Below are 20,076 nucleotides of genomic sequence, written 5' to 3'. Positions count from 1 at the left end.
CACCATCAGGAGCTGGTCATGCGTTACATCGCCGGAGTAGACATTGGCAACTCGTCAACAGAAGTGGCGCTGGCCGAGTGTCAAGCTGACGGGCAACTGCGCTTTGTCGCCAGTACGCTGACCGAAACCACCGGCATCAAAGGGACACAGCGCAACGTCTTTGGCATTCGGCAGGCGCTGGCGCAACTGGTGGAGAAAGCCGGGATCGCGCAGCGCGATATCAGCCTGATCCGCATCAATGAAGCCACGCCGGTGATTGGCGATGTGGCGATGGAAACCATTACCGAAACCATTATCACCGAATCCACCATGATCGGGCATAACCCGAAAACCCCCGGCGGGCTGGGGCTGGGCGTGGGACTGACGATTGGTATCGGCGATCTTATGACCCGCGATCCGGCGCAGCCTTATATTCTGGTGGTTCCGGCCGCCGTTGATTTCGCCGATGTCGCGGCGATTGTCAATGCCGCCAGCGGCGCGGGTTATCGGATTACCGCCATCATTATGCAACGTGACGACGGCGTGCTGGTCAGCAACCGTCTGCATACCCCGCTGCCGGTGGTGGACGAAGTGCTGCACATCGACCGCATTCCCCTCGGCATGTTGGCCGCCGTCGAAGTGGCCATGCCGGGCAAAGTGATTGAAACCCTTTCCAACCCCTACGGCATCGCCACGGTATTTTCCCTTAACGCCGAAGAAACCAAAAATATCGTGCCTATTGCCCGGGCCTTGATTGGCACGCGTTCGGCGGTGGTGGTGAAAACCCCGGCAGGCGATGTGAAAGCGCGTTCGATTCCGGCGGGACATTTGGAACTGTATGCCGATGGACGCACTCTGCGGGTTGACGTCGCCGCAGGCGGCGAGCCGATCATGAAAGCGGTCGACAGTTGCCGCAGGCTGGATAACGTGACGGGCGAAGCCGGCACCAATATCGGCGGCATGCTGGAACACGTGCGCCAGACGATGGCGGAACTGACCAATCGCCCGACCAAAGAGATCTTTATTCAGGATCTGCTGGCGGTGGATACCGCGGTGCCGGTAAACGTCACCGGCGGGCTGGCGGGGGAATTCTCCCTCGAACAGGCCGTGGGCATCGCCTCAATGGTGAAATCGGATCGTTTGCAAATGGCGCGCATCGCCAGTGAAATCGAAACGTCGCTGCACATTGCCGTACAAATTGGCGGCGCCGAGGCGGAAGCCGCCATTCTGGGCGCATTGACCACGCCGGGCACGCGACGTCCGCTGGCGATTCTCGATCTCGGCGCAGGTTCCACCGACGCCTCCATCATCAATACGGATGGCGACATTGTCGCCACCCATCTGGCGGGCGCGGGCGACATGGTCACCATGATTATCGCCTCGGAACTCGGTCTGGAAGATCGCTATCTGGCGGAGGATATCAAAAAGTACCCGCTGGCAAAGGTGGAGAGTCTGTTTCACCTGCGTCATGAAGACGGCAGCGTGCAGTTTTTCCCCCATCCGTTGCCCGCCGAGGTGTTCGCCCGGCTGGTGGTGGTGAAACCCGACACTCTGCTGCCGTTGCCGGGAGATTTTTCGCTGGAAAAAGTTCGCACTATCCGGCGCTCCGCCAAAGAACGGGTATTTGTCACCAACGCCTTGCGCGCGCTGCGTCAGGTCAGCCCGACGGGCAATATCCGCGATATTCCCTTTGTGGTGCTGGTCGGCGGCTCCTCGCTGGACTTTGAAATCCCGCAGTTAGTCACCGACGCCCTCGCGCACTACAAGCTGGTGGCCGGTCGCGGCAATATCCGCGCCATTGAAGGCCCGCGCAACGCGGTGGCGACCGGTTTGATTCTGGCTTACCAGAAGGAGCGCCATTGATGAATCTGCCGCCTGACGATAGACCCGCCATCCTTATCAGCGCCCATGCCACCAGCGAGCATATCTGGCGGCAGGTTCTGCTGGGCATTGAAGAAGAGAGTATTCCCTGGCGCTGGCAACAGGACGGCGACGGCGATCTCGCCCAACGGGCCTGGCAGGCCGCGGCCCGTTCGCCGCTGCTGGTCGGCCTGGCCTGCAACGGCCATGAAATGGTGGTGCATTACCGGAATTTACCGGCCGCTCAGCCGCTTTTCCGCCTGCGGGGGCAGCAGAATGAAGACGCGCTGCGCCGGCTGGGCAACAACGCCGCGCGGCTGGTTAAAGGGTTACCGTTTAAATGATCATTTTATTCAACCGGGGCGATAGCCCTAAACAGGAGAAGTAAAACATGAACAACGCATTAGGGCTGGTCGAAACAAAAGGTCTGGTGGGCGCCATTGAAGCCGCGGATGCCATGGTGAAGTCAGCCAACGTGCAGCTGATCGGTTACGAAAAAATTGGCTCCGGGCTGGTGACCGTTATGGTTCGCGGCGATGTCGGCGCGGTAAAAGCGGCGGTCGATGCCGGCGCGGCGGCGGCCGGCGCGGTGGGCGAAGTGAAATCCTGCCACGTTATTCCGCGTCCGCACAGCGAGGTTGAAGCGATTTTACCGGCATCGGCCTGATAGCTGAAAAATAGCGTAGCAGACACAGGAGCGCAGCGTGAAAACGTCACTGGGTTTACTTGAAGTTAGCGGTTTAGCGCTGGCGATCGGCGTGGCTGACGTGATGGCGAAAGCCGCCTCGGTCACGATCATCGGCATGGAAAGCACCAAAGGCTCCGGCTGGACGTTGGTTAAAATCGCCGGCGATGTGGCGTCGGTCAACGCCGCCATCGCCGGCGGCGCGGCATTGGCCCGTCAACATCATGGGCTGGTCGCCAGCGCGGTGCTGGCGCGGCCGGCCGACTCACAGAAGGTTCATTGGCAACCGACTCGGCCACCGGGCGTACCGGCCACTACGCCCCCGATCGACAACCCCGTGTCAGCGCCAGTCGCTGACATCCCGTTATCAGACGCCGATACCGCCGCTGACGCGCCGCAATTCGCAGCGGAAACGGAGACAGAAAGCGCCATCGCGGCCGCCCCCTCCGTGCGGCCGACCGCGCGCTGCAATCTTTGTCTCGATCCAGCCTGCCCGCGGCAGAAAGGAGAGCGCCGTTTTTTATGTATTCATACCGGTAAACGAGGTAAAGCGTGATGGAAAAAGCATTACTGGAACCTGTCGTCAGCAAGATCCTCGACGAAATGCGTCTTCGTCCGATCCCGCTAGGGGTGTCCAACCGTCATCTGCATCTGTCCGGACAGGATTACCAGCGGCTGTTTCCCGATCGCCCGCTGACGGAGAAGAAAGCGCTGCGCCAACCCGGCCAATTCGCCGCCGAACAGACCGTTACGCTGGTCGGCCCCAAAAGCAGCCTGAAAAACGTCCGCATTCTGGGGCCGCTGCGCAGCCGCAGTCAGGTGGAAATTTCCCGTACCGACGCGCGCACGTTGGGCATCGCCGCCCCGCTGCGCATGTCGGGTAATCTGGACGGCACGCCGGGCATCCGGTTGGTCAGTCCCTATGCGGAACTGGAACTGCCGCAGGGGGTCATCGTCGCCCAGCGCCACATTCATATGTCGCCGCTGGATGCGCTGATCTATCGGGTGCGCCACGGCGACAGCGTACAGGTCGCCATTCAGAGCCGCGGACGCAGGCTGATATTGGATGATGTCGCCATCCGCGTATCCGAGCAAATGCGGCTGGAGCTGCACATTGATACCGATGAAGCCAACGCGGCCGGCGCAGACGACCCGGACGCCGTCGCCACGCTGGTATCAGGCGCATGAATCTCACCGCGCCCCAGATGGAAAGCGCGGTGAGCCGCATCGTCACGCGGCTTGCCGAGCGCGAGCGCCGGGTCTATGCCCTGCGTTTGCATCAGCTCAGCATGGGTATCGATCCGACGATATTCGTCAGGCATGCCACGCTGCATCTGGTGTTGCCTGATTTAGCGTTTCTGCGGCAGTTTGCCGCCGCGGATAACCGCCATTCGGCGGTGGCCGCGTTGCAGGAGGCGCTGTCGTGGGGGATGCGAATCCATATCAGCCTCCATCGGCAGTTGCTGGGCGCATTGCCGGTTAAAGCGCTGAGCCGGTTGCCGCTCAGCTTCAGCGACCATCAGGGACACGATGTCAGGCTATTCGGCGGTCCGCTGCTGAGCTATCGGGATATTGCCGCGCAGAAACCGGGCTGGCTGGTTGTTCAGCGCAAGACGCTGATAACGCCGTTGGTGCGGGACAGTCTGCTATCGCGTCACATTCAACTGTTAAGGCAGGAGTAAATCATGCAGCTAGCCAGAGTGGTGGGATCGGTGGTGTCAACCCAGAAGTCGCCTTCGCTTAGCGGCAGAAAATTGTTGCTGGTGCGGCGGGTGACGGGCGATGGATCGTTGCCGCCGGACGGCGTGGAGCCGGATGAAGTGGCTGTGGATTCGGTTGGCGCGGGAGAAGGCGAACTGGTGCTGTTGTCCTCCGGTTCCAGCGCCCGGCGGGTGTTTGCCGCCCCCAATGAGGCCATCGATCTGGCGATTGTCGGCATTGTGGATAATTTTTCGCGTTAACAGGAGCGACCGTCTGATGAGCATTTATACCAAAACCGGCGACGCAGGCACCACGGCGTTATTTACCGGCCAGAGGGTGAAGAAAAGCCACCCACGGGTTGAAGCCTACGGCACGCTGGACGAGCTGAACGCCGCGCTCGGCCTGTGCGTGCGCGTAGTGGATAACCAGGAAAACGGCCGTTTGCTGGAGACGGTGCAATATCAGCTGTTCTATTTCAGCGCCGAATTGGCCAGTGAAAACGCGGAACCTCTCGCCGCCGGACGACGCTGGATCGAAGCCGGGGATATCGTGGCGCTGGAACAGGCCGTCGACCGCTGTATGTCGGCTGTACCGCCGGTCAACGGGTTTGTCTTGCCCGGCGTCTGCGAAGCCGGCGGCCGTCTTCATTTCGCCCGTACGCTGGCGCGCCGCGCCGAACGCAGGCTGGTGGAACTGGCGGAGCAGGCGCCGATCAGGCCGGTGCTGCTGCAATATCTGAACCGACTGTCGGATTGCCTGTACGCCCTGGCCCGCGATGAAGATCACCGCCATCGGCAAGCGAGGATGGTCGAAACGGTGCTCAGCCGCTATCTGGCCGCCGCCTCAGCCGCACAGCCCATCGCCTCCGCCGCGCTGGCCTTCGCCGAGGTTCATCAACTCATCAAGACGGCGGTAGATGCCGCCATCAAGCTCCATGTCCCCGTGGCGATCGCACTGGCCGATCGCCACGGCAATTCAATTATGACCTATCGCATGCCGGATACCCTGCTGGTCAGCAGCGAGCTGGCGCCGAAAAAAGCCTGGACGGCGGTGGCGATGAAAACGCCCACCCATTTGCTGGGGCCCAGCATCCAGCCGGGCGCCGAGCTGTTTCAGCTTGAGTCCAGCACCGGCGGCAAGGTTGTCACCTTTGGCGGCGGTTATCCGCTGTGGCGAAACGGCCGACTGGTGGGCGGGCTTGGCATCAGCGGCGGCAGCGTCGAACAGGATCAACACATTGCAGAAGCGGCCATATCGGCTTTACACCTGGGGAATGAATAATGAACACCACTGAGCTTGAATCTCTCATTCGCACTATCCTCACCGAACAACTGATGCCGGATGCCGCGCCCGACCATGCCGCCTGCGCTATTTTCGCCGGCGTGGATGAAGCCATTAACGCGGCGCACGGCGCTTTCCTGCGTTATCAACAAAGCCCGCTGAAAACCCGCAGCGCGATTATCAGCGCCCTGCGCGAACAGCTACAACCCCACCTGGCGACATTGTCCGAGGAAGGCGCGCGGGAAACCGGCATGGGTAATAAAGAAGATAAGCTACTGAAAAACAAGGCCGCGCTGGATAATACGCCCGGTATTGAAGATCTGACCACCACCGCCCTGACCGGGGATGGCGGCATGGTGCTGTTTGAGTTCTCGCCGTTTGGCGTCATTGGCTCCGTCGCGCCCAGCACCAACCCCACGGAAACCATAATCAATAACAGCATCAGCATGTTGGCGGCGGGCAACGCCGTCTATTTCAGCCCGCATCCCGGCGCTAAAAATGTGTCGCTGAAGCTGATTGCCCTGATTGAAGAGATCGTGTTCAACAGCTGCGGCATCCGCAATCTGGTGGTGACGGTCGGCGAACCCAGCGTTGAAGCCACTCAGCAGATGATGGCGAATGAGAAAATCGCCCTGCTGGCGATTACCGGCGGCCCCGCCATCGTTGCGATGGCGATGAAAAGCGGCAAAAAAACCATCGGCGCCGGCGCCGGCAATCCGCCCTGTCTGGTGGATGAAACCGCCGAACTGGTCAAAGCCGCGCAGGATATCGTTTCCGGCGCGTCTTTCGACTACAACCTGCCCTGTATTGCCGAGAAAAGCCTGATTGTGGTGGACAGCGTGGCCGATCGGCTGCTGCAACAGATGCAGGCTTTCGACGCGTTGCTGATTACCTCACCGCAGGATATCGACAGCCTGCGCCAGACCTGCCTGTCGCCACAAGGGCATGCCAATAAACAACTGGTCGGCAAAAGTCCGGCGCAGTTGCTGCAAGCGGCGGGTTTGCCTTGTCCGGCCAAGCCCCCGCGGCTTTTGCTGGTGGAGGTAAAAGGCGACGATCCGCTGGTGACCAACGAACAGTTGATGCCCCTCCTGCCCGTGGTGCGGGTGAAAGATTTCGACGCGGCGCTGGAGCTGGCGTTACAGGTGGAGGGCGGGCTGCATCATACCGCGATCATGCATTCGCAGAATGTCTCCCGCCTGAATCTGGCCGCACGCCGGCTCCAGACCTCCATTTTCGTCAAGAACGGGCCTTCTTATGCCGGCATCGGCGTCGGCGGCGAAGGATTTACCACCTTCACCATCGCCACCCCGACCGGCGAAGGCACCACCTCAGCCCGCACCTTTGCCCGACAACGCCGCTGCGTGCTGACAACCGGCTTTTCCATTCGTTGACTGGAGCGCGTATGAAACGCTTTTCCTTACAGACCCGAATTTATAGCGGCAACGGCAGCCTCAGCGTGTTGCAGCGCTTTCATCAGCGCAAAATCTGGATCGTCTGCGATGGTTTTCTGGCTACCTCGCCGCTGTTGACCAACCTTACCCAGACGTTGCCGGCGGATAACCAGATCGACCTGTTCAGCGACATCACCCCCGATCCGACCATTGCGACCGTGGTCAAGGGGATCGCGCAGATGCACGCGTTGCAGCCGGATGTGGTGATTGGGTTTGGCGGCGGATCGGCGTTGGACGCCGCCAAAGCTATCGTCTGGTTCAGCCGTCGGCAGGATATCGGGATTGACACCTGCATCGCCATTCCGACCACCAGCGGCACCGGCTCTGAAGTGACCAGCGCCTGCGTGATCGGCGACCCGGAAAAAGGCATCAAGTATCCGCTGTTCGACAACCAGATTTACCCCGACATCGCCATCCTCGATCCGTCGCTGGCGCTCTCCGTTCCCCCGGACATCACCGCCAATACCGGCATGGATGTGCTGACCCATGCGCTGGAGGCCTATGTCTCGCCGCACGCCAGCGACTTCACCGACGCGCTGGCGGAAAAAGCGTTGCAACTGGTGTTTCGCCACCTGCCGACGGCCTGTAGCAACGGGGATTGCGTGATTACCCGGGGGAAAATGCACAATGCCTCAACGCTGGCGGGCATGGCGTTCAGTCAGGCCGGACTGGGGCTGAACCATGCCATTGCCCACCAGCTTGGCGGACAGTTTCACATTGCGCACGGGCTGGCGAACGCCTTGCTGCTGGCGCCCGTCCTTCGCTTCAACGCGCAGGATGAACGCGCCCGCAAGCGCTACGCCCGGCTATCCCGGCTGTGTCGGTTCAGCCCCGCCAAAGGGGACGATCGCGGTGCAGTGAATCAGTTGATTCACCAGATTGAGCAGCTCAAACGCCAGTGCGGTTTACCGCGTCCGCTGGCGGCTCTTAAGGTGACGCAAAGCCAACTGCTGGCGCGCATTCCCGACATGATCCCCGCCGCTCAGGCGGACGTCACGCTGCGCACCAACCCGCGTGAAGCCAGCGCCGGGGATATCCGCCGGGTGATTGAAGCGTTATGCGATTAACGCACCGTATCGCTCGCGATAAGAGGAACAGAGGATGAGCGTGTTAACCCTGCCGAATGCGCCGATTTACGGTTCGCTGACCGACTGTGACGCGGAAACGATCCGCCAGCGGGTACGGCTGGCCGGCGTGGTGGGCGCGGGCGGCGCGGGATTTCCCACCGCCGTAAAGCTACAGGCGCGGGCAGATCTTTTTTTGGTCAACGCCGCCGAGTGCGAGCCGATGCTCAAGGTCGATCAGCAGTTGATGTCCCGGCAGGCGGCGCCGCTGATCCGCGGCATCTTATATGGCATGACGGCGACGGGCGCGCAGCAGGGCATTATCGCGCTGAAAGCCAAATATCGCGGCGCCATCGACGCCCTGACGCCGCTGCTCCCCCCGCAGATCCGCCTTCATATTCTGCCGGATGTTTATCCGGCGGGCGACGAAGTGATCACCATCTGGCTGGCGACGGGTCGGCGCGTTCCGCCCGCCGCCCTGCCCATCAGCATCGGCGTGGTGGTGAATAACGTACAGACCGTGCTCAACGTGGCGCGCGCCGTGGAAGAACAGCAGCCGGTGACGCATCGCACCTTGACGGTTAACGGCGCCGTGGCTACGCCGCTGACGCTGACCGTACCGCTCGGCGTCAGCTTCCGTGAGGTTCTGACGCTGGCCGGCGGCGCCACCATCGACAAGCCGGGGTTTATCAACGGCGGCCCGATGATGGGACACGCCCTGAGCGATCTCGATCTGCCGGTCACCAAAACCAGCGGCGGTCTGCTGGTTCTGCCGGCCGACCATTTGTTGCTGACCCGCCGCCTGCGCAGCGATCGGGATATTCTGGCGATTGCCCGCACCGTGTGCGAGCAGTGCCGCATGTGTACCGAGCTGTGCCCCCGTCATCTGGTGGGGCATGAACTGTCGCCGCATCTTTTGGTTCGCGCCGTTAACTACCAGCAGGTCGCGACCCCCGACGTCCTGCTGAGCGCGCTGACCTGCTCGGAATGCGGCCTGTGCGAAAGTTACGCCTGCCCGGTGGATATTTCGCCCATGCGCATTAACCGCCTGTTGAAACAGCAGTTGCAAACCCAGGGCGCACGCTATCAGGGCGAGCTTTATCCGGCCGATCCGATGGCGAACTATCGCATGGTGCCCATTTCGCGGCTGATTACCCGCCTCGACCTCGCCCAATGGTATCAGGACGCGCCGTTTGTTGAGATGAATTATCAGCCTGAACACGTGGTGCTGCCGTTACGCCAGCATATCGGCGCACCGGCAGAAGCGATGGTTGCCGTTGGCAGCACGGTTCGTACAGGGCAACCAATCGCCGCCATCCCGGACAACGCGCTGGGCGCCCCGGTTCACGCCAGCATTAATGGGATAGTCGCCGAAGTGAGCGCCTCCGCCATCGTTATTACCGCCCATCGCACCGCCAGAGGATAAGAGGTATGTCACACGCTATTGGAGTTGTGGAATTAAGCAGTATCGCCAAAGGCATGGAGGTGGCCGACCTGATGATGAAAAGCGCCCGCGTCGATTTGCTGGTGTGCAAAACCCTCTGCCCCGGTAAATATCTGTTGATGATTGGCGGAGACGTGGGCGCCGTAAGTCAGGCGGTACGACACGGCGAGCAGCAAAGCGGCAGCTTATTGGTCGACAGCCTGATCCTGCCCAATATCCACGCGTCGGTCCTGCCGGCGCTCAGCGGCCTTAATCCGGTGGCGAACCGGCAGTCCGCCGGCATCGTCGAAACCTGGAGCGCGGCGGCCTGCATCGCCGCCGCCGACCGCGCCGTGAAAGCCGCCAACGTAACGCTGGTACGAGTACATATGGCCTACGGTATCGGCGGTAAATGCTATCTGGTGCTCACCGGCGATATCGCCGATGTCAGCACCGCCGTCGAGGTCGCCGGCCAGAGCGCGGGGGAAAAAGGATTGCTGGTTTACCGCAGCGTGATCCCCCGTCCGCACGATGCCCTGTGGCGCCAACTGGTACAGGAGGCATGATGGAAACCACTCACCCAACCGAGCGGGTTATTCAGGAATATGTGCCCGGCAAACAGATCACGCTGGCGCACCTGATCGCCAACCCCAACAAGGCGCTATACAAAAAACTGGGGCTGAGTGATAGCAGTACCGCGATTGGTATCTTGACCATCACCCCCAGCGAAGCCTCAATCATCGCCAGCGATATCGCCACCAAGTCCGGCGCGGTGGAAATCGGTTTCATCGATCGGTTTACCGGCGCCGTGGTGATCACCGGCGATGTGTCCGCGGTGGAATATGCCCTTAAACAGGTGACCCACACGCTGGGGGATGTGATGAAATTCACCGCCTGTTCGCTGACCCGGACCTGACATGATGCGACGAATCATGCTGATCGGCCCCAGCCAGTGCGGCAAAACGTCGTTGATTCAGCGTCTGCACGGCGAAACGCCGCGCTACCAAAAAACACAGGCCATCGACTGGCGGGACGGCGCCATCGATACCCCCGGCGAATATCTGGAGAACCGTTGTCTCTACAGCGCGTTGCTGGCCAGCGCCGGTGAAGCCGAGGTGATCGGGCTGGTGCAAAACGCCGATGCCGGCCAGAGCTGGTTCGCCCCCTTGTTCGCCTGCGTATTTAACCAGCCCGTCATCGGCATCATCAGCAAGGCCGATACCGTCAGCGATCCGGCGCGGCTGGCGTGGGCGGCGGACAGCCTGCGTCAGGCGGGCGCCCACACGCTATTCACCACCTCCGCCCAGACCGGCCTTGGGATGGCGGAACTCATGGCTTATTTAGACACCGTGGGAGAGTCGTATGTCCGGTAAAATAATGGCGATTAACGCCGGCAGTTCTTCATTGAAATTTCAGCTGTTCGTCTTGCCTGCCGAACAGGTGCTTTGTCAGGGGCTGGTGGAGCGCATCGGTTTGCAGGATGCCGTCTTTACCCTGCGCGCCGGCGATAAGACGTGGAGCGAGACCCGCCCGATCGCCACCCACTATGACGCGGCGACCCTGCTGCTGGACGCGCTGCTGGCGCACGGCATTCTTGCCTCTCTGGACGAGATTGACGGCGTCGGTCACCGGGTGGCGCACGGCGGCGAATATTTCCGTGATTCCATCGCTATAACCCCGGATGTTCTGACCAAAATCGACGAACTGGCCGCGCTGGCGCCGCTGCATAATCCCGTCAACGCCGTCGGCATCCGGGTGTTTCAGCGAGCTTTACCGCACGCACCGGCGGTCGCCGTCTTCGATACGGCGTTCCACCAGACGCTGGAACCCGCTTCTTACCTTTACCCTTTGCCCTGGCGTTACTATGCCGAACTGGGCGTGCGCCGCTATGGCTTTCATGGCACCAGCCATAAATACGTCGGCGCGCTGTGCGCCGAACGGCTGGGGAAACCGCTTGCGACGCTGCGTCTGATCTCCTGTCATCTTGGCAACGGCTCCAGCATCTGCGCCATCCGAAACGGCGAATCCATCAACACATCAATGGGATTTACCCCGCAGGCCGGGGTGATGATGGGAACACGCAGCGGCGACGTCGATCCCTCCATTCTGCCGTTTATCCAGTTGAAAGAGGGAAAAAGCGCAGAGGAAATCAACCAGTTGATCAACAACCAATCCGGTCTGCTCGGCGTCTCCGGCGTCTCGCATGATTACCGCGATGTCGAACAGGCGGCGCAGGCTGGCAACCCGCGAGCGCAGCAGGCGTTGCAGCTGTTTGCCGAGCGCATCCGGGCGGTTATCGGCAGCTATATCCTCCAGCTCGGCGGCCTTGACGCGCTGATTTTTACCGGCGGCATCGGTGAAAACGCCCAAAATGCCCGGCGGCAAATCTGTCATAACCTGGGTTTTCTCGGCATCGCGCTGTGCGAAGAGAAAAACCGCCGCAATGCGCCGTTCATCCAGCAGGACGCCTCCCCGGTAGCCATTGCGGTGGTGAATACCAATGAAGAATTGATGATCGCCCGCGATGTGGCGCGTATTGCCGCAGCGGCGGCCATGCCGCGTTTCCCCGGTCAGTTACAGTGAGAACGATGATGAATAACGGAAAAGTTTGGCTGGTTGGCGCCGGACCCGGTGACGCCACATTAATCACGGTAAAAGGTTTGCACTGCATACGTCATGCGGACGTGCTGGTGTACGATCGGCTGGTGAGTTCCGATCTGTTGGTAGAAGCCCCTGCCGATTGTGAAATGATCAACGTGGGTAAAATGCCCGACCATCACCCCGTGCCCCAGCCGCAAATCAACCAGACGCTGGTCGAGTGCGCGCAGCGGGGGCTGAACGTGGTTAGGCTGAAAGGCGGCGATCCTTACGTCTTCGGGCGCGGCGGCGAAGAAGCGGAAGCGCTGTCGCTGTCGGGCATCGCGTTTGAAGTTGTGCCCGGCATTACCTCCGCCATCGGTGGACTGGCCTATGCGGGGATCCCGGTGACGCACCGGGACTTCTCGTCCGGCTTCCACGTCATTACCGGCCACCTGCGTCAGGGCAACCAACCGCAGGACTGGGCCGCGCTGGCCAAACTCGACGGAACGCTGGTGATCCTGATGGGCATGGCGCAGCTGTCCGCTATTTGTCAGCAGTTGATTGCCGGCGGTAAATCGCCGGCGACGCCCGCGGCAGTGGTGATGTATGCCAGTCGCCAGCAGCAGCGTACCGTCAGCGGCATGCTGGCGACGCTGGCCGACGAGGCGACCGCGGCCGGACTCTCTTCACCGGCGTTAATCGTGATTGGCGATGTGGTCAGGCTACAATCCGTGTTGTCCTTTACGCCGGAGCCTCTGACATTGGCCGCGGTTTCCTCGCTTATGCTATGCTGACCCCATTGAAATCAGGGAGATAATCAGGACATCATGAGCGAACATGGCGGCAATGTGCTGGAAATGGCGGCGAAAATCGGCGTGAACGCCGATGACATTATCGACTTCAGCGCCAACATCAATCCGTTGGGTATGCCCGCGTCGCTAAAAACGGCTATCGTCAGCCAGCTTGAGCGGGCAGAACGTTATCCCGATGTGGAGTACCGCGAGCTTCATGCCGCCCTGGCCCGTGCGCACGGCTGTTCAGCGGATAATCTTATCGCCGGCAACGGCGCCACCGAACTGATTTATGCCGTGGCGCAATACCTCCAGCCACGGCGGGTGCTGCTGTTAACGCCGGGGTTTGCCGAATATCGCCGCGCCCTGCTGCGCGTCGGCTGCCAGATCGATGACTATAGGATGTCGGCAGAGGACGGTTTTCAGCCCGATGCCCGACTGTTAACCGCGCTGGACAACACTCGCTACGACTGTCTGTTTATCGCCACCCCCAATAATCCTACCGGGCTGATGCCCGACAGCGTGCTGTTGCAGGCCATTGTTGAGCGCTGCCGCCAGCGCCATACGGCGCTGATCGTCGATGAGGCTTTTATCGATTTTCTACCCGATGCGCCGGGGCTGATTCCCCAGCTATCCGCCTTTCCACAGCTTTATATCCTGAGATCGCTAACCAAATTTTTCGCCATCCCCGGTCTGCGCCTCGGCTATTTGGTCAGCGCCGATCGGGCGGCTATCCGGGCCATGAAGCAGTCGCGGGAACCCTGGACGATTAACGCGTTCGCGGCGCTGGCCGGTGAAATCATGCTGGACGATCGGGCTTATATCGACGCCACTCACCGCTGGCTTTATCAGGCACGACGCTGGCTTTATCAGGCGCTGGCCGCCATGCCGGAATTACAGGTCTGGCAACCGACAGCCAACTATATTTTCCTGCGCTGCCTACGCCCGCAAACCGATCTCCAGCAAGCGTTGCTGGAACAACGCATTCTTATCCGCGCCTGCGCCAATTACCCCGGCCTCACCGCCAACGATTACCGGGTCGCCATCAAAAGCGAGGCGGATAACCAGCGGTTAGTTGCCGCGCTGCATCAGGTATTCGGTCATGGCTGACGCCCGCTGTCCCGCCTCCTGCGGCGAACTGCTTCAGGGATGGATTCTGGGCGGTGAGAAGCTGATCTCCTGCCCGGTGGACTGGTTCAGCGAGGTCTCGGTGACGGATGGGCAACCCGGCGTAACCGAACGTCCGCAGATGCGGCGGATGCTGGAAACCGTGGTCGCGCACTTCGGGCTGCCGCCGGATACCGCTTATGGCCTGCACATTGACTTCACCTCCACCATCCCGGTCGCCAAAGGGATGGCCAGCAGCACCGCGGATATTGCCGCCACCGCGCAGGCTACCGCCCGCCATCTTGGCGCAACGCTGGATGAAGCCGCGCTTGCCGCACTCTGTGTTCAACTGGAACCCACCGACAGCACCCTGTTTCGTCAACTCACGCTATTTGATCATCAAACCGCCGGTACAACGATTTCCTGCGACTGGCAGCCAACGATGGATATTTTACTGCTGGAAAGTCCGCAAACCCTGAACACAGCGGATTACCATCGCCTCGACCGTCGGCAGGCATTACTGGACAACGCCGATGCGCTGGAACGCGCCTGGCGCTTGTTCCGCGCGGCGGCGAAAACCGGGGATCCCGTCAAGCTGGGAGAAGCCTGCACCCTCAGCGCCCGCGCCAGTCAGCATATGCTGGTCAAGCCGGCCTTTATCGATCTGCTCGACCTGGTTGAAAGCAGCGGCATTTATGGTTTGAACGTGGCGCACAGCGGCAGCGTGGTAGGGCTATTGCTGGATCGTCATCATCATGATGTGGAAAAACTAAGCCGACAGCTACATCAAAAAGGAATATTGCGGCATTACCCTAATCAGTATCTGCTGCCGATGATCGCCGGTGGCGTGCGGTAAAAATGTGCTAATAATCGAAACAGGCAGGGAAACCTGCCTGTGAAAAGATAAATGTCATTGCGGATGGAAATTAACGCGGGCCCGGCTGGCCGCCATGCATTCCCTGGAAGCCACCGTGTGGGCCGCCACCGCCACCACCGCCGCCATGACCGCCGCCCGGAGGCGGAAACAGACAACCGCTTAATGCGGTAACTAATGTAATCACCCCGATGATTTTAAAAATACGACTCATGTTTACCTCTGTATTAATGGGACTTCACAGGCGAAGCATAGAGGGGAGCGAATCGGCAAACAATGCGGAATCTTCCTGAAAAGATCCTTATAAATCCTTGGTTACACTCGCTTACTTATTCTTTGCACAAAAAAATCATAAAAATATTGCTCAGCAACGGACTGAGGGGGCGAACAGGATGGCCGTCCTACGCTGCAACTTTCCCTGACAGGTATTCAATCTTGTTAATAAACAGCATCATTATTCCATTTATCGGAGAGGCTGTTTCAACGATAATATAAGTGATTTATATATCGTTGATAAAACTTACCTTCCAGGGAAAAACTTATCAATTGACGGCTTTAGCATTGCTATCAGAACATCATAAAATCTTAAGGCTACACTCGGGAAAGATTTTATGACAAACCCAAAAATAATTATTAGTAATAAAGTGAAATTTTTAAATGATGTTGCTGAAGAAAGTCCCCCTGAATTAGCTCAGGGCTTATCATACAGACACATTATGCTTTTATCGCTCGGTGGGGCTATTGGAGCTGGTTTATTTATGGGGTCAGGCGCGGCAATTTCAATCGCGGGTCCCAGTCTCTTACTTGCTTACGCTATTTCAGGCCTTTTTGTTTTTATTATTTCCCGCGCAATGGGAGAGTTGCTTGTCAATAACCTAAATCTCAAAAACTTTTCAGATTTCGCAACGGAATTTATTGGCCCCTGGGCAGGATACGTCACCGGGTGGACCTACTGGATGAACTGGGTTCTAGTTGGCATTGCGGAAATTACCGCTATCGGCATGCTGTTTAATTTCTGGTATCCCGACTTGCCACAATGGGTACCTGGCCTGATTGTCCTGTCACTTCTCGTTACACTGAATTTTTTTAATGTTCGATACTTTGGTGAAACTGAATTCTGGCTGGCATCAATCAAGATCGTCGCTATTATTGCTCTGATCGTTGGCGGGAGTATCTATATTCTATTTATGGCTGACAGTTCAGAAAATGTGTCCTTCAGTAACGTGTTTTCTCATGGGGATTTTTTTGCATCCGGATTACATGGGTTCTTGATGGTGTTACCCATTGCCGTTTTTTCTTTTGGCGGGATTGAAATCGTCGGATTAATGGCATCTGAAACCAAGCAGGCTGGAATAAATATTCCAAAGGCGATAAATGCCCTTCCTGTCAGGATTCTGGTGTTTTATATTGGTTCAATATTTATCATTATGTCTTTATTCCCCTGGACTGAAGTTCGCCCCAATGAAAGTCCTTTCATCTTATCTTTTGAGAAAATAGGCTTACAGGCGGCTGCCAGCATCATGACAATGGTGGTGATCTCTTCTCTCGCTTCTTCATGTAACAGCGGTCTTTATGCCACAACACGCATGTTATATACATTATCTCTGCGTGGTAATGCACCAGTTAGCCTGAGTAAACTAAATAATAACAGGATCCCGGCAAAAGCGTTGGGTGTATCATTTATAGCCATGCTAACCGGTGTCCTGCTTAACTATCTTGTCCCGGATAAAATATTTGGCTATCTGATGACTGGCGTACTGGTTATGTTACTGTGGATCTGGGGTATTATCATTGCATCTCATTTCCGTTATCGTAGAAAAAGAAAGTTTGACAACCTGACTTTCAGATTGCCTTTGTACCCTGTTTCAGGTTTGGTCTGCGCTGTATCTATCGCGTTCCTGTTCGTTCTGATCCTGGTGTCCAGTGATACCAGAATTGCCGGGGTAGTCGGTATTATATGGTTTTCATTGCTAACTATTTTCTGGTTGAGCAAAAAACGACACACTTCATAAAATACACTACATGTGCGCTCCGGCGCACATGCGTGCACGTCCGAATAGTCTATTTTTTATGGACGTTTACATGATTCGGTTTCTACTCTAAAGTTTACGTTTTAGCGGTGATCTTTCATTATAATGTTAAAACATATCCCCAATTTGAATGCGATCCATGCAGTTGTCATCTGCTCGAAATTTTGCAGCATTAGCAAAACTGCCCTTTTTTTACATAAAACGCAAGGCGCTGTCAGCAGACAAATTAAACAAATAGAAGAAATGTACGGTCTGACGATTTTTGAGCGCTCCCTCAGTGGCATGGTTCTCACGCCGGACGGAGAGCGTTTCGTGGAAACGTGCAAACAGATCCTTGAAATGGCGGAATACCTGAATTTTTCTGTAAAGAAGAATAAAAGAACCTTTATCATTCGTTCGCCTTCCACGTTTGCGATAAACCTGCTGATGCCAAATTATCAACGGTTGCGCTCAGTCATCGCCGATGAATATTTAAAGATTGACACATCGTTTGACGATTTACAAAAACAGGAGTCAGAACCGGGTGATACCATTGATGTAATAATTACCCGAGGTGAACAGGGGCTCCCTTCTTTTATTGCCATTGAGTTATTTTCAGAAACATTGAACATGGCATGCACACCGGCGATCGGTCATCAAATTAATGCCGATGCGGAAGAAATTTCAAAGCTTTGTTTAATTAAATCGGATAAATCAATGCATAACTGGTCTCATTGGCTGCGAGATAATGGCTTGCCATTCCTGACAGATATGAATACCGTCACTTTTGACACCTTAGAAATAAGTATGTCCGCCGCAGAAATAGGTGTCGGACTGGTCCTGACAGACCCTCTAATGGCAACATCAAGAGTACAAAATAATAAACTAATCTTCCCCTTCCCAAACAGTATTAAAACGGGGAAAAATTACTACATTAATATTCCAGAACGAAATAGACAGGATAAAAAAATCACCTTATTGGTTAATGAAATAAAAAATTTATCGTATTTATGAATAAATTTGGCGGGGGTATGAATAACTATCCATTGCTCATGCGTATTGTTTTATAGAGTATAATCTCCACACATTTTTATTTGGAGGTATTATGTCTTCTCAGCAACTTTGTTCGGACTATTTGAACGCTCTGAATGCAGGTGATCTTCAGTCCGTCCTGAGCCTGTTCACTCCAGATGCAGTGGTTCAGTCTCCGCTGTATGGTTCCTGCAAAGTGAGTGATTTTTATTACGAACTTTTCAATGATACCAGCCGTTCTGATACCACGCTGTTAAACGTATTCAATACGTCGAGCAGCAGTAATACTATCGCTCTACATTTTAATTATAAATGGACTTTCGCCAACGACGAAGTAGTCAATTTCGAATGTGTTGATGTATTCAGGATCAATAAAGATAAACCGGTGTTTGAATCCATCACCATCATCTACGATACCGCCCCCATTCGGCAGCAGTTTGAAAAAATGAAGGTGCTTGCTCACTCCTGACGAAAAAGTCGGATGGAGACATTCTCTCCCTGTGCATGGATGCCTGGGAATGAATGCGGAGTCCGCACCTTGCGGGCTTTTAGACCGGCCACACTTAATCAGCCGGATATCACTTCTATAGGCAACAGTACCGGGAAGATGGGGGTTAAATATTGGGAACTTTGCGGGACACGTACCCTTTGTTCTGCCCGTGCCGTAGCTATATTATCACGTGACAAAAAACGCCAGCGGGTTTGAATCGCTGGCGTTTTTTGCTCAGAGGCTTATCCGTAACAACTTATTCCAACCATTCGGTATGGAATACCCCTTCTTTGTCGGTACGTTTATAAGTGTGCGCGCCGAAGTAATCGCGCTGCGCCTGAATCAGGTTAGCGGGTAATACCGCGGAACGGTAGCTATCGTAATAAGCGATAGCGGCAGAGAAGGTCGGCGTCGGGATACCATGCTGAACGGCATACGCCACCACATCGCGCAGCGCCTGCTGGTACTCGTCGGCAACCTGCTTGAAATACGGCGCCAACAGCAGGTTGGCGATATCCGCTTGCTGTGCGTAGGCATCGGTGATGGTTTGCAGGAACTGGGCGCGAATAATGCAACCCGCACGGAAAATTTTGGCGATCTCACCGTAGTTAAGATCCCAGTTGTTTTCTTCAGATGCCGCTTTCAACTGAGAGAAGCCCTGCGCATAAGAGACAATTTTCCCCAGATACAGCGCCCGGCGAACTTTCTCAACGAATTCCGCTTTATCGCCATCGAACGGTTTAGCCTTCGGCCCGCTCAGCACTTTGGAGGCGGCGACGCGTTGCGCTTTCAGCGATGACAGGTAACGGGCAAACACGGATTCAGTGATCAACGACAGCGGTTCGCCCAGATCCAGCGAACTTTGGCTGGTCCACTTACCGGTGCCTTTGTTCGCCGCTTCATCCAGAATCACATCCACCAGGTATTTACCGTCTTCATCTTTCTTGGTGAAGATGTCGGCGGTAATTTCGATCAGATAGCTGCTCAGTTCGCCTTTATTCCACTCGGAGAAAGTGGCGGCCAGCTCTTCATTACCCAGACTCAGGGCCTGCTTCAACAGCGCATAGGCCTCGGCAATCAGTTGCATATCGCCGTATTCAATACCGTTGTGCACCATTTTTACATAGTGACCGGCGCCATCGGCGCCGATATAGGCGACACAGGCTTCACCTTCGGCGCGAGCGGCGATTTTTTCCAGAATCGGCGCAACCAGCTCATACGCTTCTTTCTGACCGCCAGGCATGATGGAAGGCCCTTTCAGCGCGCCCTCTTCACCGCCGGAAACGCCGGTGCCGATGAAATTGAACCCTTGCTCGGACAGCTCGCGATTACGACGGATCGTGTCTTTATAATAGGTGTTGCCACCGTCAATCAGGATATCGCCCTTATCCAGGTACGGCTTCAGAGACTCAATGGTTTTATCGGTCGCTTCTCCAGCTTTAACCATCAGGAGAATCCGACGCGGTTTTTCCAGGGAGCCGACGAACTCTTCAACGGTATAACAAGGCACCAATTGTTTACCCGGATTTTCTGCAATCACTTCGTCAGTTTTGTCTGAAGAACGGTTAAAAATGGAAACGCTATAGCCACGGCTTTCGATATTCAGCGCCAGATTGCGCCCCATCACCGCCATACCAACAACGCCAATTTGCTGTTTGGACATTAAAGCAACTCCTGTCTGAAGGATAACCTGCCTGCTACGGCTTATACCCGCAGGCAATAAAAGCAGGCCCACATGGTAACTCA

Annotated in this window: 23 protein-coding genes; 21 read left to right on the top strand and 2 right to left on the bottom strand. The window is 56.8% G+C overall.

Annotated features, from left to right (window positions below; all coding sequences use genetic code 11):
* The first annotated feature begins 18 nt into the window (after positions 1–18).
* Genes HOY33_RS09395 through HOY33_RS09310 form a run of 18 tightly spaced genes read left to right on the top strand, consistent with a single transcriptional unit; the run spans position 19 to position 14,781 of the window.
* A complete protein-coding gene (locus HOY33_RS09395; protein ID WP_172289943.1) occupies positions 19–1,842 on the top strand; it encodes a diol dehydratase reactivase subunit alpha in 1,824 nt (607 codons plus the stop codon).
* The gene (locus tag HOY33_RS09390) at positions 1,842–2,183 is read left to right on the top strand and encodes a glycerol dehydratase reactivase beta/small subunit family protein (protein ID WP_172289942.1); all 342 of its coding nucleotides are present in this window, start codon (positions 1,842–1,844) and stop codon (positions 2,181–2,183) included. The genes HOY33_RS09395 and HOY33_RS09390 overlap by 1 nt, the downstream gene beginning before the upstream one ends.
* 47 nt (positions 2,184–2,230) lie before the next feature.
* Entirely contained in the window at positions 2,231–2,506 is a 276-nt protein-coding gene (gene pduJ, locus HOY33_RS09385) for a propanediol utilization microcompartment protein PduJ (protein ID WP_172289941.1), read from the top strand.
* A gap of 37 nt (positions 2,507–2,543) precedes the next feature.
* A complete protein-coding gene (locus HOY33_RS09380; protein WP_172289940.1) occupies positions 2,544–3,080 on the top strand; it encodes a BMC domain-containing protein in 537 nt (178 codons plus the stop codon).
* Positions 3,080–3,712, top strand: coding sequence for a phosphate propanoyltransferase (locus HOY33_RS09375; RefSeq protein WP_172289939.1), 633 nt, complete (start codon positions 3,080–3,082; stop codon positions 3,710–3,712). Before HOY33_RS09380 ends, HOY33_RS09375 begins: the two co-directional genes overlap by 1 nt.
* A complete protein-coding gene (gene pduM, locus HOY33_RS09370) occupies positions 3,709–4,206 on the top strand; it encodes a microcompartment protein PduM (protein ID WP_172289938.1) in 498 nt (165 codons plus the stop codon). Before HOY33_RS09375 ends, pduM begins: the two co-directional genes overlap by 4 nt.
* A 3-nt stretch (positions 4,207–4,209) precedes the next feature.
* On the top strand, positions 4,210–4,485 hold the full coding sequence (locus HOY33_RS09365) for a EutN/CcmL family microcompartment protein (RefSeq protein ID WP_172289937.1): 276 nt from the start codon (positions 4,210–4,212) through the stop codon (positions 4,483–4,485).
* A 16-nt stretch (positions 4,486–4,501) separates the two neighbouring features.
* Positions 4,502–5,506: a cob(I)yrinic acid a,c-diamide adenosyltransferase gene (locus HOY33_RS09360; RefSeq protein ID WP_172289936.1), complete on the top strand. Its 1,005-nt coding sequence runs from the start codon at positions 4,502–4,504 to the stop codon at positions 5,504–5,506.
* Positions 5,506–6,900, top strand: a complete 1,395-nt coding sequence (locus HOY33_RS09355) for an aldehyde dehydrogenase family protein (protein WP_172289935.1) — start codon at positions 5,506–5,508, stop codon at positions 6,898–6,900. Before HOY33_RS09360 ends, HOY33_RS09355 begins: the two co-directional genes overlap by 1 nt.
* A gap of 11 nt (positions 6,901–6,911) precedes the next feature.
* Entirely contained in the window at positions 6,912–8,027 is a 1,116-nt protein-coding gene (locus HOY33_RS09350) for a 1-propanol dehydrogenase PduQ (protein WP_172289934.1), read from the top strand.
* 34 nt (positions 8,028–8,061) lie between these two features.
* Positions 8,062–9,450: a 4Fe-4S dicluster domain-containing protein gene (locus HOY33_RS09345; protein ID WP_172289933.1), complete on the top strand. Its 1,389-nt coding sequence runs from the start codon at positions 8,062–8,064 to the stop codon at positions 9,448–9,450.
* Between the two features lie 5 nt (positions 9,451–9,455).
* Entirely contained in the window at positions 9,456–10,013 is a 558-nt protein-coding gene (locus HOY33_RS09340) for a BMC domain-containing protein (protein ID WP_172289932.1), read from the top strand.
* Positions 10,013–10,363: a propanediol utilization microcompartment protein PduU gene (gene pduU, locus HOY33_RS09335; RefSeq protein ID WP_172289931.1), complete on the top strand. Its 351-nt coding sequence runs from the start codon at positions 10,013–10,015 to the stop codon at positions 10,361–10,363. Before HOY33_RS09340 ends, pduU begins: the two co-directional genes overlap by 1 nt.
* Positions 10,364–10,367: 4 nt before the next feature.
* Positions 10,368–10,820 (top strand): EutP/PduV family microcompartment system protein, encoded by a 453-nt coding sequence (locus HOY33_RS09330; protein ID WP_172290029.1) that lies wholly within the window; start codon positions 10,368–10,370, stop codon positions 10,818–10,820.
* Positions 10,810–12,030, top strand: a complete 1,221-nt coding sequence (locus HOY33_RS09325) for an acetate/propionate family kinase (RefSeq protein ID WP_172289930.1) — start codon at positions 10,810–10,812, stop codon at positions 12,028–12,030. Before HOY33_RS09330 ends, HOY33_RS09325 begins: the two co-directional genes overlap by 11 nt.
* Before the next feature lie 8 nt (positions 12,031–12,038).
* A complete protein-coding gene (gene cobA / locus HOY33_RS09320; RefSeq protein WP_172290028.1) occupies positions 12,039–12,821 on the top strand; it encodes a uroporphyrinogen-III C-methyltransferase in 783 nt (260 codons plus the stop codon).
* 33 nt (positions 12,822–12,854) lie between these two features.
* Positions 12,855–13,928 (top strand): threonine-phosphate decarboxylase CobD, encoded by a 1,074-nt coding sequence (cobD, locus tag HOY33_RS09315; RefSeq protein ID WP_172289929.1) that lies wholly within the window; start codon positions 12,855–12,857, stop codon positions 13,926–13,928.
* Entirely contained in the window at positions 13,921–14,781 is an 861-nt protein-coding gene (locus HOY33_RS09310; protein ID WP_172289928.1) for a GHMP kinase, read from the top strand. The genes cobD and HOY33_RS09310 overlap by 8 nt, the downstream gene beginning before the upstream one ends.
* Positions 14,782–14,851: 70 nt before the next feature.
* Here the strand turns inward: HOY33_RS09310 and HOY33_RS09305 are convergent, their stop codons facing one another.
* Positions 14,852–15,013, bottom strand: coding sequence for a hypothetical protein (locus tag HOY33_RS09305; protein ID WP_172289927.1), 162 nt, complete (start codon positions 15,011–15,013; stop codon positions 14,852–14,854).
* Positions 15,014–15,410: 397 nt separating this feature from the next.
* Here HOY33_RS09305 and HOY33_RS09300 point away from each other — a divergent pair, with 397 nt between their 5' ends.
* The 3 genes from HOY33_RS09300 (at position 15,411) to HOY33_RS09290 (ending at position 18,309) form a co-directional block, all read left to right on the top strand.
* Positions 15,411–16,811: an amino acid permease gene (locus HOY33_RS09300; protein WP_172289926.1), complete on the top strand. Its 1,401-nt coding sequence runs from the start codon at positions 15,411–15,413 to the stop codon at positions 16,809–16,811.
* A gap of 123 nt (positions 16,812–16,934) precedes the next feature.
* Positions 16,935–17,822 (top strand): LysR family transcriptional regulator, encoded by an 888-nt coding sequence (locus HOY33_RS09295; RefSeq protein WP_172289925.1) that lies wholly within the window; start codon positions 16,935–16,937, stop codon positions 17,820–17,822.
* 91 nt (positions 17,823–17,913) lie between these two features.
* Entirely contained in the window at positions 17,914–18,309 is a 396-nt protein-coding gene (locus HOY33_RS09290) for a nuclear transport factor 2 family protein (RefSeq protein WP_172289924.1), read from the top strand.
* A gap of 277 nt (positions 18,310–18,586) precedes the next feature.
* On the opposite strand, the gene gndA is transcribed toward HOY33_RS09290, so the two are convergent.
* On the bottom strand, positions 18,587–19,993 hold the full coding sequence (gndA, locus tag HOY33_RS09285; RefSeq protein ID WP_172289923.1) for an NADP-dependent phosphogluconate dehydrogenase: 1,407 nt from the start codon (positions 19,991–19,993) through the stop codon (positions 18,587–18,589).
* Positions 19,994–20,076 lie beyond the last annotated feature (83 nt).

Source organism: Brenneria sp. hezel4-2-4, assembly GCF_013155275.1.
Taxonomy (GTDB): Bacteria; Pseudomonadota; Gammaproteobacteria; order Enterobacterales; family Enterobacteriaceae; genus Brenneria.
Note: the sequence above shows the minus strand (reverse complement) of the source record. Positions and strands in the feature narration are given on the sequence as shown.